Origin of the sequence: Streptomyces sp. NBC_00158, assembly GCF_045160885.1 — a bacterium.
Taxonomy (GTDB): domain Bacteria; phylum Actinomycetota; class Actinomycetes; order Streptomycetales; family Streptomycetaceae; genus Streptomyces.
In genome coordinates, this window is sequence record NZ_CP108161.1 from 293,592 (window position 1) to 307,446 (window position 13,855).

Annotated in this window: 9 protein-coding genes and 1 pseudogene; 8 read left to right on the forward strand and 2 right to left on the reverse strand. The window is 76.2% G+C overall.

Features of this window, described 5'->3' with window-relative positions:
- The first annotated feature begins 1 nt into the window (after position 1).
- From OG553_RS01315 to OG553_RS01330, 4 genes are read left to right on the forward strand one after another with little or no spacing between them, the layout of a single operon-like run.
- Positions 2–1,168, forward strand: a complete 1,167-nt coding sequence (locus tag OG553_RS01315) for a glycosyltransferase (RefSeq protein ID WP_405982916.1) — start codon at positions 2–4, stop codon at positions 1,166–1,168.
- Positions 1,165–3,042: a class I SAM-dependent methyltransferase gene (locus tag OG553_RS01320; protein WP_405977146.1), complete on the forward strand. Its 1,878-nt coding sequence runs from the start codon at positions 1,165–1,167 to the stop codon at positions 3,040–3,042. The genes OG553_RS01315 and OG553_RS01320 overlap by 4 nt, the downstream gene beginning before the upstream one ends.
- Positions 3,039–3,941, forward strand: a complete 903-nt coding sequence (locus OG553_RS01325) for a galactokinase (protein ID WP_405977147.1) — start codon at positions 3,039–3,041, stop codon at positions 3,939–3,941. Before OG553_RS01320 ends, OG553_RS01325 begins: the two co-directional genes overlap by 4 nt.
- 24 nt (positions 3,942–3,965) lie before the next feature.
- The gene (locus OG553_RS01330) at positions 3,966–5,237 is read left to right on the forward strand and encodes an alkaline phosphatase family protein (RefSeq protein ID WP_405977148.1); all 1,272 of its coding nucleotides are present in this window, start codon (positions 3,966–3,968) and stop codon (positions 5,235–5,237) included.
- On the opposite strand, the gene OG553_RS01335 is transcribed toward OG553_RS01330, so the two are convergent.
- Complete coding sequence (locus OG553_RS01335; protein ID WP_405977149.1) at positions 5,224–7,341, reverse strand: MMPL family transporter; 2,118 nt, start codon at positions 7,339–7,341, stop codon at positions 5,224–5,226. The genes OG553_RS01330 and OG553_RS01335 overlap by 14 nt on opposite strands.
- 250 nt (positions 7,342–7,591) lie before the next feature.
- On the opposite strand from OG553_RS01335, the gene OG553_RS01340 reads away from it, so the two are divergent.
- Both OG553_RS01340 and OG553_RS01345 read left to right on the forward strand, forming a co-directional pair.
- Positions 7,592–8,005, forward strand: a complete 414-nt coding sequence (locus OG553_RS01340; protein ID WP_405977150.1) for a rodlin — start codon at positions 7,592–7,594, stop codon at positions 8,003–8,005.
- A 169-nt stretch (positions 8,006–8,174) separates the two neighbouring features.
- On the forward strand, positions 8,175–11,543 hold the full coding sequence (locus OG553_RS01345; RefSeq protein WP_405977151.1) for a DUF4132 domain-containing protein: 3,369 nt from the start codon (positions 8,175–8,177) through the stop codon (positions 11,541–11,543).
- A 51-nt stretch (positions 11,544–11,594) separates the two neighbouring features.
- On the opposite strand, the gene OG553_RS01350 is transcribed toward OG553_RS01345, so the two are convergent.
- Positions 11,595–11,912 (reverse strand): hypothetical protein, encoded by a 318-nt coding sequence (locus OG553_RS01350; RefSeq protein ID WP_405977152.1) that lies wholly within the window; start codon positions 11,910–11,912, stop codon positions 11,595–11,597.
- Between OG553_RS01350 and OG553_RS01355 the strand changes: the two genes are divergently transcribed.
- Complete coding sequence (locus OG553_RS01355) at positions 11,884–12,057, forward strand: hypothetical protein (protein ID WP_405977153.1); 174 nt, start codon at positions 11,884–11,886, stop codon at positions 12,055–12,057. The two genes, OG553_RS01350 and OG553_RS01355, sit on opposite strands and share 29 nt — an antisense overlap.
- Positions 12,054–13,711 (forward strand): annotated as a pseudogene (locus OG553_RS01360) (amidohydrolase); the annotation flags it as partial. The gene OG553_RS01355 and the pseudogene OG553_RS01360, both read left to right, overlap by 4 nt.
- Positions 13,712–13,855: the final 144 nt, after the last annotated feature.

Here is a 13,855-nt window from a genome sequence, read left to right on the forward strand (position 1 = left end):
GGTGCTGTTCGCGGTGCCGCCGCTGGCGGGGCACGTCAACCCGACCGTGGCCGTCGGGGCCGAACTGGCCTCGCGGGGCCATGAGGTCGCCTGGACCGGGCCGGCCGCCGCGCTGGCCCGGCTGCTGCCCCCGTCGGCGCGGGTCCTGCCCGCCGGGGAGGACGCCGACGGCGGGTACGCCGCGCTGCACGAGCGCTGGCGCGACCTGCGCGGGGTCGGCGCGCTGCGGTTCCTGTGGGAGGAGGCGCTGGTCCCGCTGGCCCGGGCGATGGTGCCCGGGGTGACCAGGGCGGTGCGGGCCTTCGCGCCGGACGTGGTGGTCTGCGACCAGCAGGCCCTGGCGGGTCCGCTGGCCGCGCGCCGGCTCGGGGTGCCGTGGGTGACCTCGGCCAGCACCTCGGCCGAACTGACCGACCCGTTCGCCGGTTTCCCCAAGGTCGGGGAGTGGGTGGCGGATCAGGTCGCGGGGCTGGCGGCGGAGTTCGGGGAGGCCGGCGGTACCGGCGGGGGGTGGGACCCGCGCTTCTCCGAGCTGCTGGTGCTGGTCTTCTCGACGCCGGAGCTGCTGGGACCCGGCGCCGTCCGCACTGCGCACCACGCGTACGTCGGCCCGGCCTTCGGGGCCCGGCCTGCCGCGCCCGGGTTCCCCTGGCGGCGGCTGGACCCGGGCCGGCGGCGGGTGCTGGTGTCGCTGGGCACCCTCAACCAGGAGGCGGGCTCCCGGTTCTACCGGGCGGTGCTGGGTGCGGCCGAGCGGCTCGCGCGGGAGGTGCAGCTGGTGCTGGCGGCGCCCGCCGCGCTGGTCGGGGAGGTGCCCGGGCACGTGCTGCTGCGGCCGAGCGTCCCGCAGCTGGAGCTGCTGCCGCACCTGGACGCGGTGGTCTGCCACGCCGGCCACAACACGGTCTGCGAGGCCCTCGCGTACGGGCTGCCGCTGGTGGTGGCGCCGATCCGCGACGACCAGCCGATCGTGGCCCGGCAGGTCGCCGCCGCCGGGGCGGGGGTCCGGGTGCGGTTCGGGCGTACGGGGGCCGAGGAACTGCGGGACGCGATCACGGCCGTGCTGGACGATCCCGGCCCCCGCCGGGCCGCCCGGCGGATCCAGGCCTCATTCGCCGCGGCGGGCGGGGCGGCCGCCGCGGCCGACCGGTTGGAGAAGCTGATATGACGCCGCTCGCGCTCCCCCGGGTCCGCTGGACCTCCGCGGTGCTGCTGGCAGCCCTCGGTACGGGCACCGTACGGGCCGGCCGCCGGCTGCGGGCCGTACCGGTGCTGCCGGCCGCCCCGCCCGTGTCGGCCGGGGTGCCGGGGGCCGCCGGGTGGCGGCTGCTCACCGCCCGTGGGGTGGAACCGGACGCGGCCGTCTTCCTCGCGGCCTGCGCGTACGCGGCCCGGGAGGGGCTCGGGGTGCTGGACCTGCTGCCGGGGGACCTGCCGGCGGAGCGGGCGCTGGGGCTGCTGCGGCTGGTGGACCCGGCCCGGTACCGGGCGGACCGGCTCGGGGAGGGCCGGGGGGCCGGGTTCGCGGTACTGGTCGCCGAGGAGGTGCTGGAGCGGGCCGGGGCGGCGGGCCCGGACGGGCCGGGTCCCGGCCCGGAACCGGCGGAACTCCTGGCCCTGACCCGGCGTTTGAAGGAGTACGCCGCCGGGGCGACGGGGCTGGCCATCGCCCCCGGCCTGAGCTGCGGCCCCCTGGCCGGGAGCGCGGCCGGTGCCGGGCGGGCCGCCGAGCTGCGGGCGCAGGGGCTGCCGGCCGGGGCTCTGGCCGCGGCGCAGCTGTCCGGGCTGGCGCTGCTGGCCGCCGTCGCCCTGCGCCAGGGCCGGTGGGGGGCGGCGGCGGCCGGGCTGTACTGGCTCCAGCCGTACCTGGTGCTGGGCGGGCCGGGTTCCCCGCTGCGGCCCGCCGATCTGGCGCGGGCTACCGCCGCCCGGCCGGTGCGCTCCCTCGGCTCGGCCCTGCGCACCGCCGTGGCGGCGGGCGGCTCCCGGGACGCGGACGCGGTCCGGAACCCGGGGGCGGCCGCCGCGTACCGGGCCGAACTGGCGCCGGGGACGGGGCGGTTCTTCGAGGAGCGGCGCTCCGACTGCCCGTGGTGCGGGTCGGGGCCGCTGTCGGTCCGGGTGCGGGTGCCCGACCTGCTCCAGGGCAAGCCCGGGACCTTCGTGCTGGAGCGCTGCCGGGCCTGCGGGCACGTCTTCCAGAACCCGCGGCTCACCCCGGAGGGGCTGGAGTTCTACTACCGGGACTTCTACGACGGGCGCGGCGGCGAGGGCGCCGGGACGGTCTTCGGCCGGCTCGGCGCCTCCTACCGGCGCCGGGCGCGGATGCTGCTGCCGCACACGGTCCCGGGGTCCTGGCTCGACGTCGGCACCGGGCACGGCCACTTCTGCAACGCCGCGCGGGAGGTGTGGCCGCGGACCCGGTTCGACGGGCTGGACATGGGAGACGGGGTCCGCGGGGCGGAGCGGCGCGGCTGGGTGGAGACGGGGTACCGGGGCCAGTTCCCGGAGTTCGCCCCGAAGCTGGCCGGCCGGTACGAGGTGGTGAGCATGTACCACTACCTGGAGCACACCCGGGACCCCCTCGCCGAACTCGACGCGGCGGCGGCCGTGCTGCCGTGCGGCGGGTACCTGACGGTCGAACTGCCCGACCCGGAGTCCCGGATGGCACGGCTGCTGGGTCCGGCCTGGCTGCCGTGGTTCCAGCCGCAGCACCAGCACCTGATCCCGGCCGCGAACCTGCGGGAGGCGCTGGCCGACCGGGGGTTCACCGTGCTGGCGGAGGAGCACGGCCCGGCCCACCAGGGCAACGACTTCTTCGGGGCGGTGGCGCTGACCGCCGCGCGGCTGGCGCCGGACCCGGACCGGCCGTGGGGGCCGCCGCCCACGGCGGGCGCGCGGGCGCTGGCGGGTGCCGTACGGCTGGCGTCCGTGCCGTGCTTCGCGGCGGCGGCGGTCCTCGACGGGCTGCGCACGGCGGCGGCCCGGTACACCGACGGCGGGAACGCCTACCGGATGCTGGCCCGCAAGGACGTGCCGTGACGGCCCCCGCCGGGGGCGGCCTGGCCCGCCGGGCGACCGCCGACCCGCTGTTCCGGCTCGTCGCCTACGCCCTCGAAGCCGCGCACGGCCGGCCCCCGGCGGCCGTGTGGAGCGCGCCCCACGCCTTCCACCTGGGCTCCCCCGGGCTGGTCGCGGCGGCCGGCTGGCCCGCGGCCGCGGCGGCGGCACCGCGCGAGGACGGGCTGGTCCGGCTCAGCTCCCTCGCGCACCCCGCCGACGGCTGCGACCTGCCGCTGACCCTGTCCGGGCCGCCGCCCGCCGCGCCCGCCTGGGCGGTGCGGCCGTACGCCGTGCTGCGGGCTCTGGCCCGGGCCGGACACGGCCGCGGCGGGACGGACCTGCACGTGCAGGGCTCGCTGACGGCCGCCGCCGGGCTGTCCACGGCGGAGCCCGCCGACTGCGCGGTGGCACTCGCCGTGGCCTGCGTACACGGCCCGCCCGGCGCGGAACCCGACCGGGAGCGGCTGGCCCGGCTGCTGGCCGGGGCGCTGCCGGAGGGGGACGACGCCCTGCGCCGGGCGGTGCTCTTCGCCCGGCCGGGCGAGGCCCTGCTGCTCGACGGCCGGGCGGAGCGGCGGCGGTACGTCGGCTTCGATCCGGCCGCCTCGCGGGCGCGCCTGGTGCTGGCCGCCGTGCGCGGGGAAGCGGCGGACCAGCCCGCGGAGCTGGCCCGGACCGTCGCCCTCGCCCGCCGGGCGGGGGCCCTGAGCGCCTGGCCGCCCGGCGGGCGGCCGGAGCGGAGCGTGCTGCTCCTGCTGCCCGAGGCGCGGGCGGCGGCAGTGCGGGCGGCGGTCGCGGAGGACTTCCGCGACCGGGGACGGCCCGTACCGCGGTTCCTGAACATCGCCGTGGCCGGGGCCGCCCGGCGCGAGCACTGACCGTCGAACAAGGAGGAACTCCCCATGCCACTTCCCTCACCGGGTCCCCGGCGTCCCGTCGCCCTGGCCGCGCTGGCCGCGTTCGGCGCGCTCGGCCTGCTGGGCGCCTTCACCGTCGCCGGCTCCCAGGCGGCCGAGAGCGGTCCCGCGCCGCGGACTGCGGCCGCGGCCGGGCTGCCTTCGTACGACCACGTGGTGGTCGTCGTGTACGAGAACAAGCAGTTCGGGGAGATCATCGGGAGCGGCAACGCCCCGTACATCAACCAGCTGGCGAGCGGCGGGGCGAGCCTGACGGGGATGAAGGCGCTGACCCACCCGAGCCAGCCGAACTACTTCAACCTCTTCTCCGGCTCCACCCAGGGCATCACCGGGGACGGCTGCTACACCCCGCAGTCGATGACGGCCGCGAACCTCGGCCAGGAGCTGATCGCGGCCGGCAAGACCTTCGCCACGTACAACGAGGACCTCCCGTCGGAGGGTTCCACGGCCTGCACCAACGGCCAGTACGCGCAGAAGCACAACCCGTGGTTCGCCTTCAAGAACGTCCCCCTGAACACCGGGAAGACCTGGGCGCAGTTCCCGCGCGGCGACTTCGCGGCCCTGCCACACCTGTCCTTCGTGGTCCCCAACCAGTGCAACGACATGCACTCGTGCTCGGTGGGCACGGGCGACACCTGGACGAAGAACAACATCGACGCGTACGCGCAGTGGGCGAAGGCCAACAACAGCCTGCTGGTGCTGACCTGGGACGAGGACAACTACCTGGGGTCGAACCAGATCGCCACCGTCTTCTACGGGGCGAACGTGAGGACGGGCACGTACGCGACGGCGTTCAACCACCACCATCTGCTGCGGACCTTCGAGGACCTCTTCGGCACGGCCACGCACGCGGGCAACGCCGCCAACGTCCAGCCGATCACGGAGGTCTTCACCGGCTCCACGACCCCCACCCCGACCCCGACCCCTACGCCCACTCCGACTCCGACTCCCACACCGACTCCCACACCGACGCCGACGCCGACGCCGACGCAAGGTGACCTGAAGCTGGCCGATCCGGGCCCGCAGACCTGCAAGTTCAACCAGTCCTGCACCATCCGGCTCACCGCCACCGGCGGCCTGCCACCGGTCCGGTACGCGGCCACCGGCCTGCCCTGGGGGCTGAGCGTCGACGCGGCCACCGGGCGGATCAGCGGGAAGCCGTGGGGCAGCGGCACGGTCCAGGTCACCGCGACCGCGACCGACGCCTCGGGCGCCACCGTCACCGCCGCGTTCCCGCTCACCGTCAACTGGTTCTGAGGGCCGGGGCGGGGCGGCGCGGGCGCAGGAGCCGGGGGGACCACCAGTTGGCACGCCCCAGCAGGGTCATGGTGGCGGGCACCAGCAGGCACCGGACGAGGGTGGCGTCGACCACGACGACGAGGGTCAGGGCGGTCGCGAGCTGTTTCATGACCAGCACCTCCCCCGTCGCGAAGCCGGTGAAGACGACGCACATCAGCAGCGCGGAGGAGCTGATGATCCGGGCGGAGCGCTGGACTCCCGCCTCCACGGCGAGGTCGTTGCCGGCTCCGGCCCGGTACAGCTCCTGGATGCGGGAGAGCAGGAACACCTCGTAGTCCATGGACAGGCCGAACGCCAGGGCGAACACCACCACCGGCAGCCAGTAGCCGAGGCCGCCCAGGGTGTGGACGCCCAGGATCCCGGCGCACCAGCCGTCCTGGAAGACCAGGACGAGCGCACCGAAGGAGGCACCGAGGGACAGCGTGTTCATCAGGATGGCCTTGAGCGGCAGCAGTACCGAGCCGGTCATCGCCAGCAGCAGGACGTAGCTGGTCAGGGCGATCAGGGCGGCGGCGCGCGGCGCGTGCTCGACGACCTCGGCCCTGAAGTCGGCGTCGAGCGCGGCCCGCCCGGTCACCCACACGGGGAAGTCCTCCGGGCGGTCCGCCCGGAGGCGTTCGACCAGCCGGCCGGCGGCGGCCGCGTCCGCGTCGGGCACGGGGACGAGGCGGACGGCGGCGACCGCCGGGCCCACAGCGGCGGCGGGTTCGATCCGCTGCACCTGCGGGGCGGACGCGAAGTGCTGCGCCCAGGCGGTCAGCCGGGCCGGATCGGTGCGGGCCACGACCACGACGGCGTCGGGCCGGTGCTGCGGGAACCGCTCGGCGACCAGGTCGGCGAAGCGCCGGGACTCGGTGCCGGGCGGAAGTTGCAGCTCGCCGACCGGGCTGACGAGGTGGACCCGCAGGAAGGGCGCGGCCGCGGCGAGCAGCAGGAACCCCACGCCGACGGCGACGGCCGGTGCCCGGCGGCGGGTCCAGCGGGCCAGCGCGGCGAAGGGGCCCTCGTCCGCCTCCCGGCCCTCGCGTGCTCCGATCCGCTTCCCGCAGGCCGCCAGCAGTGCCGGGGTGAGGGTGACGGCGGCGGCGAGGGACAGCAGGACGGTGCCCGCCGCGGCCAGGCCGACGGAGGCGTAGAAGTCGCTGGGGAAGGCGGCCAGTCCGCTGAGGGCGGCGGCGATGACCAGCGCGGCGAAGAGGACGGAGCGGCCCGCGCTGCCCATGGTCCGCACCACCGCCTCCGGGACCTCGCGGCCCGCGGCCAGCTCCTCGCGGAAGCGTCCGACGGTGAGCAGGGAGTAGTCCACGGCCAGGCCGAGGCCGACCATCGTGGTCGTGGACAGCACCGGGGAGGTGAGGTCGTACCAGCGCGACAGCAGCAGGAGCCAGAGCATGCCGGCGCCGACCGTGGCGACGGCGGCGAGCAGCGGCACGGCGGCCGCGACGAGGCCACCGAACAGGAGGTACACCACGGCCAGGGTCACGGGCAGGGTGATCAGTTCGGCCCGCCGGGTGTCGGCCACGGTCCGCCGCGCCACTTCGGCGCGCGCCCGTTCGCTGCCGCCGAGGGTCACCGTCGTGCCGGGCAGGTTCCGCCGCACTGCGCGCAGCCGGGCTTCGACGGCCCGCTCGGTGCGCCGCCGGTCCTCCCCGGTCGGGTTCCGGTCCAGCCGTACGGCGAGCAGAACGGCCCGGCGGTCGGCGGCGTAGGCCCCTTCGGTGAGGGGGGTGACGGTGTGTACGCCGGGGATCGCGGCCAGGTCGCGGCGTGCGGCGGCGAGTTCCCGCCGCAGGCCCGGTCCGGTCACCGGCGGGCCGGACACCACCGCGTCGATCTGGCTGCCGTAGGGGCGGGCGGCGTCCAGCAGCCGGTTGCCCCGCACCGATTCGTGCGCGGCCACGCTCCAGGGGCGCCGGTCGAGGCCGTCCATCACGGGGCCCGCCGCGGCGGCTCCCGCGCCGAGGAGCAGCAGCCACAGCAGGAGGACCCGCAGGTGGTGGCGTACGCAGATCAGGGCGAGCCGGGCGGGGAGCGTGCCGAGGGGGGCGGGGGCGAAGGTCATGGGCGGGTCCGGTCGGGGCTGTGCGTGGGGACGCGGGGCGGAGGGCCTCCCCTCCCAACGACGGCCGGCTGCCGTTGTGGCGGTGTTCGCGGGGCCCGGCACCCGGTCGGAGCCCTGGGGGCGGGGCCCGCGGACCGGCGTTCTGCCATTCGGGTGACGCCCCGCCACGTCCCCGGCCGTATCCCAGTTACCAGCACGAACTCCCCGGATCCGGGGCTCGTTTCGGCTACAGCGAAGGAAAGTTCTCGAAATGCTGAAGAAGATGATGGTCACCGCAGCAGCCACCGTCGCCGCCGTCGGCGCGGGTGCCGCCGTCGCCGCCCCGGCCATGGCCATCGGCAACGACAACGGGATCAACACCGTCAACGGCAACGGCGCCCAGCAGATCTACGGCAACCAGAAGACCGCCGGTGACATGAGCCCGCAGCTCAGCGTCGTCCAGGGCACCCTGAACAAGCCCTGCATCGGCCTGCCGGTCAAGGTCAACGCGCAGTCGCTGCTGGCGATCCTCGCGAACGTCGGCGTCCAGGACATCAACGTCCTGTCCAACCCGCAGAACCAGCAGTGCACCGAGAACTCCACCCAGGCCAAGGGCGACGAGCCGCTCTCCCACATCCTGAGCAACATCCCGGTCCTCTCCGGCAACCTCTCCGCGGGCAGCTGATCACCGGCCACCGCCGCTGAGCGGGCCGGGCCGGGGACGTCCGCACGAACGCCCCCGGTCCGGCCCATCGGCGTTTCCGGGGCCGCTCCCTCCGCCCCCTCCCCGGCCGGTTGTCAGTGGCACCCCCTACTGTTCGATCGACCGGCTGTTCGGAAAAGGGGAGGGCGTCATGGGGCGCGGGAAGCACGTCGAGGGACCCGGGGCGGCCGCCGTACCAGGGGGTGAGGACGTCTTCGTCCTGCCCGAGGCCTGGAAGCGGAATCTGCACCCGAGGCGCGGCGGGATTCCCGTGGAGGTGCCGTCGGCCGACGCGGAGGCACCGGGGAGGCTGCGCGAGTGGCTCGCGGCCGATGCCGAGACGGTCGAGCGGGCGCTCGCCGCTCCGAAGAGCGATCCCGAGCTGGTCGGGGCGGCCCGCGCCCACCAGTCGGGGAGCCGGAGCCCCTTGGGCGCCGCCGTGCTGGCGGAGGCACTGCCGGCGCGGGTGGGCGGGGCCGAGGCGATCGCGGACGCCTGGGCCGGAGCGTACGGGCTGCCCTTCGCGGCCCGCGCCGCCGTCGAGGCGTTCGAGCTGTGCACCACGACGGTGGTGCAGCGCAGCCGGACGGTCGTCGAGGGCATCGGGTTCCGCCCCGAGGACGGCGCCAACGGCTGGCGGCGGCACGGTGCGGTCCCCCTCCTGCACCGGGTGCGCGCCCTGCTCAGCGTGGCCGACGAGGACGCCTACCGGGACACGGTCGAGGCGCTGGCCCGCCACCGTCGCAGCGCCCGCCGGCGCGTGGCGACCGCCTTCCTCGTCCCCACGGAGCAGGGGTGGGTGGACGACTGCTGCGCGGACGCCGCCACGCGCGAGCACCACGAGCGCCCCGTGCGGGGCCTGCTGGTGTGCTCCCTGGGGTCCGCGCGTCAGGCCGCCCTGTTCGGTGACCGGGTAGACCTGGGCCGGCCCGGCTGGGACCCTGCGGTCATCGCCACCGCGGCCGAGGGCGTCGGCGTGGTCATGGCCCCGTGGCTTGCGGCCGACCTCGACCGGGGCGGTGCCGACACCGACGACGTCAGGAGACTGGCCGGCGCCCTCGCCGAGCTGCCCACGGACGAGGCCTTCGGGTTCCTCCTCGACCGCGTCGGCAACAAGCACGTCCGCGCCGCCCTGGTCGCCGCCGCCCGGCGCCATCCGATGCGCGCGCTGCGCCTGCTGGCCGGGGCGTCGCTCGGGCCGGGCCGGGCCGCGACGACGGCCGGACTGCTGCTGAGGGCCCATGTGGCCGCGCATCCCGAGCCGGCGCTCGCCGCGCTGGCGGATCTGCCGGAGCCGCTCGCCGGGGCCGTCGGACCGCTCGTACACCGGGAACTGGTCGCGGAGGTCCCGGCCGGGTCGCTGCCGCCGCTGCTCACCAGCCCGCCGTGGACGGGCCGGCGCAAGGCCGTGAAGCCGCGCGTGGTCGCGGGACTGGTGGCCGAACCGGTCACGGAAGCGGTCTGGCGGCCGGGCGAGCGGGAGTCCTGGGCGGGGACCGAGTCCTGGCTGACGGGATGGCGGCCCCACCTTCCGATGGAGCGGCTCGTCGAGCAGCTCCGGGCCGGGCGGGGGTCGGCCTGGAACGCGGTGGGGGTGTTCGTGCACGGCCCGTTCGACGAGGTCCGGCCGCTGCTCGCGGCGTGGCACGGTCCGGGCTACTCGCACGAGGGGTTGGCGGTGTTCAAGCCGCTCGTGGCCCGGCACGAGGAGGCGGCGCTGCCGGTGGTCCTGCGCATGGCGGGCGCCAACCCGGCGACGATGGGTCCGGTCCTGCTGCCCTTCCTCGACGTGGACGTGGCCCGGCTGATGGCGGACTGGCTGGTGCGGCTCAAGGCGGCGGGCGAGACGGCGCGGACCTGGTTGGTCCGGCACGGGGCCGGTGCCGCCCGGCTGCTGGTGCCCGACGCGCTGGGACCGGCGGGGCCGGAGCGGACCGCGGCCGAGCGGGCCCTGTCGGTGATCGCTTCGGTGCACGGCCCGGACGCGGTGCGGGAGGCAGCGCAGGCGTACGGTCCGGAGGCGGCCGACGCCCTCGAAGTGCTGCTGGGGGTCGACCCGCTGGTCGCCGCGCTCCCGGCGCGGATCCCCGGGCCGGCGGCCTGGGCCACGGTGCCGGCGCTGCCGCAGATCCTGCTGAAGTCGGGCGGGGCGCTGCCCGCCTCCGCCGTGGGGCACGTGATCACCATGCTCGCGCTGACCACGCCGTCCTCGGAGTACCCGGGGCTGGAGCAGGTGCGGGAGCTGTGCACGCGGGACTCCATGACGGGCTTCGTGTGGGACCTGTTCGCGCAGTGGCACCTCGCGGGCATGCCGCCGAAGGAGACGTGGGCCCTGCACGCGCTGGGCCGGTTCGGGGACGACGGGACCGTGCGCGCGCTGACCCCGGTGATCCGTGCGTGGCCCGGCGAGGGCGCGCACCAGCGCGCGGTCGACGGGCTGGAGGTCCTCGCGTCCATCGGCACCGACCCGGCCCTGCTGAGCCTGCACTCGATCTCGCAGCGGGTGAAGTTCAAGGCGCTGAAGCTGCGCGCCCAGGAGAAGATCACCGCCGTCGCGGCGGAACTGGGGCTGACCGCCGAGGAGCTGTCGGACCGTCTGGTGCCGGACCTCGGGCTGGACGCGGACGGCGGCACTGTCCTCGACTACGGCACGCGCCGGTTCACGGTCGGCTTCGACGAGGGGCTCAGGCCGTACGTGCTGGACGAGGACGGCCACCGGCTGAAGGACCTGCCCAAGCCCGGTGTCCGTGACGACACGGAGCTCGCGCCCGCCGAGCGCAAGCGGTTCGCCGCGCTGAGGAAGGACGTACGGGCGGTCGCCCCCGACCAGGTGCGGCGGCTGGAGGCCGCGATGGTGGACGGCCGGTCCTGGACGGGAGCCGAGTTCCGGCAGCTGTTCGTCGCCCACCCGCTGGTGTGGCACCTGGTGCGGCGGCTGGTCTGGCTGGTGCGGGACGGGGAGTCGGCAACGGCGTTCCGCGTCACCGGGGACCGGGCGTACGCGGACCTGTCGGGCGGGGCCGTCGAGGTGGCGGACGGGGCGGTCGTGAGCCTGCCCCATCCGCTGCACCTCGCGGACGCGGCGGCGGCCTGGTCGGCGCTGTTCGCCGGTGAGGGGATCGCGCAGCCGTTCCCGCAGCTCGGCCGTCCGGTGCTGGCCGTGACCGGGGAGGAGGCGGACGGCGAGCGGCTCATGCGCTTCGAGGGCGTCACGGTCCCCGTGGGCAGGCTGCTCGCACTGCAGAAGCGCGGCTGGGAGCGGGGCGAGCCGCAGGACGGGGGCGTGGAACGCTGGTTCTCCCGGAGGCTGGGCCCGGAGCGCCATGTGGTGATCGGTCTGGAGGAGGGCATCGCGGCCGGGCTGATCGGCGAGTTCCCGGACCAGACCCTGGAGACGGTCTGGCTGGACACGACGCCCTGCGACTACTGGCACTCCCGTACGTACCCGCTGAAGTTCGCCGACATCGACCCGGTCCTGCTCTCCGAGGTGCTGGCCGACCTGACGGAGCTGACCTCGTGAGCGGCGGCGCCCGCCGCTCCTGGTGAGACCGGGGCCGCCCGCCCGGGGCCCTCAGGCCGCCCCCCGGGCGGCCCGCACCCCGCTGTCGGTGCGCATCAGGGCGGCGTAGAGGACCGCGGAGACGAGCATGCCGGCGGGCAGGGACAGGTCGATGCCGCCGAGGGCCTCCGCGACCGGGCCCCTGTAGAGGGTGTCGACGCAGAGGGCGGCCGCGCCGACGCCCGCGACGAGGGCGAGGGCGCCCGCCCGGTTGACGCCGCCGGTGTACCAGAAGGGGCTGCCGGGGGTCTCTTCACAGAGCGCGGCGCCGTCGTAGCGGCCGCCACGCAGCAGGACGTCGGTGCTCGACGGGCTCGCGGTCCACGCCAACACCGAGGAGCGGGACCGCCCGCCCGCGATCACCCGGATGGCCCTCACCACGGCGGAGCGCGAGCTCGGACTGCCCGCCGGCGCGCTGGACCTCCCCGCGACCCCGCCCGCCTCCTCCCCCGACATCGCCGACACCACCGACTGACCTCTTCCCCGTCCCCCAAGGAGCCACCGTGCGCGCGTCTCGTCCTGCTCTCCGCCCGCCTCCTCGACCCCGCGACGGGGTGCTTCCTGCCGCAGACCGCGCTCGCGGCCGGGGAGGACGGGCGGATCCTCGCCCTGGGCGACGACCGCGAGGTACGGACGCTCGCCGGCCCCGCGACCACGGTCGTCGGCCTCGACGGGGCCGTGGTCACCCCCGGCCTGGTCGACGGCCACCTGCACCCGGTCTCCGGCGCCGAACTGACCCACGGCCTCGACCTGTCGGGCTGCTCCGGCCTGGACGACGTACGGCGGGAGCTGGCCGCCCGGGTGCGCTCGCTCGCACCCGGCGAGTGGCTGTTCGGCTGGGGCCTGGACCCCAACGTCTTCGGGGACCGGCCGGTCGCGACCGCCCCCTTCGACTCCGTGCTCGACGGGGTGCCGGCCTTCCTGCTGCTCTTCGACGCCCACTCGGCCCTGGCCAGCCGCCGCGCCCTCGAACTGGCCGGTGTCGACGGCCCGCGCACCTTCGACCAGGCATCCGCCGAGGTCGTGTGCCACGCCGACGGACACCCCACGGGCCTGCTCCAGGAGGACGCCGCCTGCGAACTGGTCGAACGGGTCGCCCCGCGGCCACCCCCGAGCAGCGCCGGCAGCTGCTCTCCACGGCCCTGCGGTCCATGGCCGCCGCCGGGCTGACCGGCGGGCACGCCACGGACGCCAACGGCGACAGCCTCGCGCCGTACGGGCGGCTGGAGGAGGCCGGGGAGCTCCCGCTGAGGCTGCGGGTCGCACCCTGGTGCCAGCCCGGGACCGACGCCGAGGGGGTGCGCGCCCTCATCGCGCAGCAGGGCACCGGCGGCGCCCTGTGGCAGGTCGCGGGCGTGAAGCTGTTCATGGACGGCACCATCGACAACGGCACCGCCTGGCTGGAACGCCCCGACCGCCAGGGCGAGTCCACGCACGCCTTCTGGCCGGACCCGGTCGCCTACACGCGGGTCGTCGCGGAGCTGCACCGGGCGGGCGTGTCCACCGCGACCCACGCGATCGGCGACGCGGCCGTCCGCCACGTGCTCGACTCCATCGAGGAGGCGCGCGCCGGCGGCGGCCCGGCCGGGGTGCGCCACCGGGTGGAGCACATCGAGACCGTTCCCGACGACACCCTGCGCCGGTTCGCCGGGCTGGGCGTCATCGCGTCCATGCAGCCCACCCACTGCTGCGAGTTCACCCGCGCCGACCACACCGACAACTGGTCGCGCCGCCTCGGCGAGGAACGGGCCTCGCGCGCGTGGCGCTGCCGCGACCTGTGGGACGCCGGGGCCACGGTGGTCCTCGGTTCCGACTGGCCGATCGCGCCGTTCCCGCCGCTGGGCGTGATGGCCGGCGCCCGCCACCGCCGCCCGAGGCGCGACCTTTCACTCGCGCCCCACGGCCCCGGGCAGGCGCCGACCGCACTGGAGGCGCTGCGCGCGATGACCACGGGTCCCGCGTACGCGGCGGGCGCCGAGGCTGACTCCGGCCGGCTCGCCCGGGGGTTCCGCGCGGACCTCACGGTGTTCGCCGACGACCCGCTCACCACGGCCGCCACGGACCTGCCCGAACTGCCCGTGCTGCTCACGGTCCTGGACGGGCGCACGACCCACCGCGCGGCGGGGGTACGACGAGAAGGCCCCGGTCTCCGTGAGGAGGCCGGGGCCTTCGTTCGAGCGCTGGGCAGGCCTTGCACCTGCATTCCCCCACGGGAAGTGGGGTGTCTTTCCTTGGACCACCAACGCATCGTCCCGTTCACCGTGTTCCGCGGC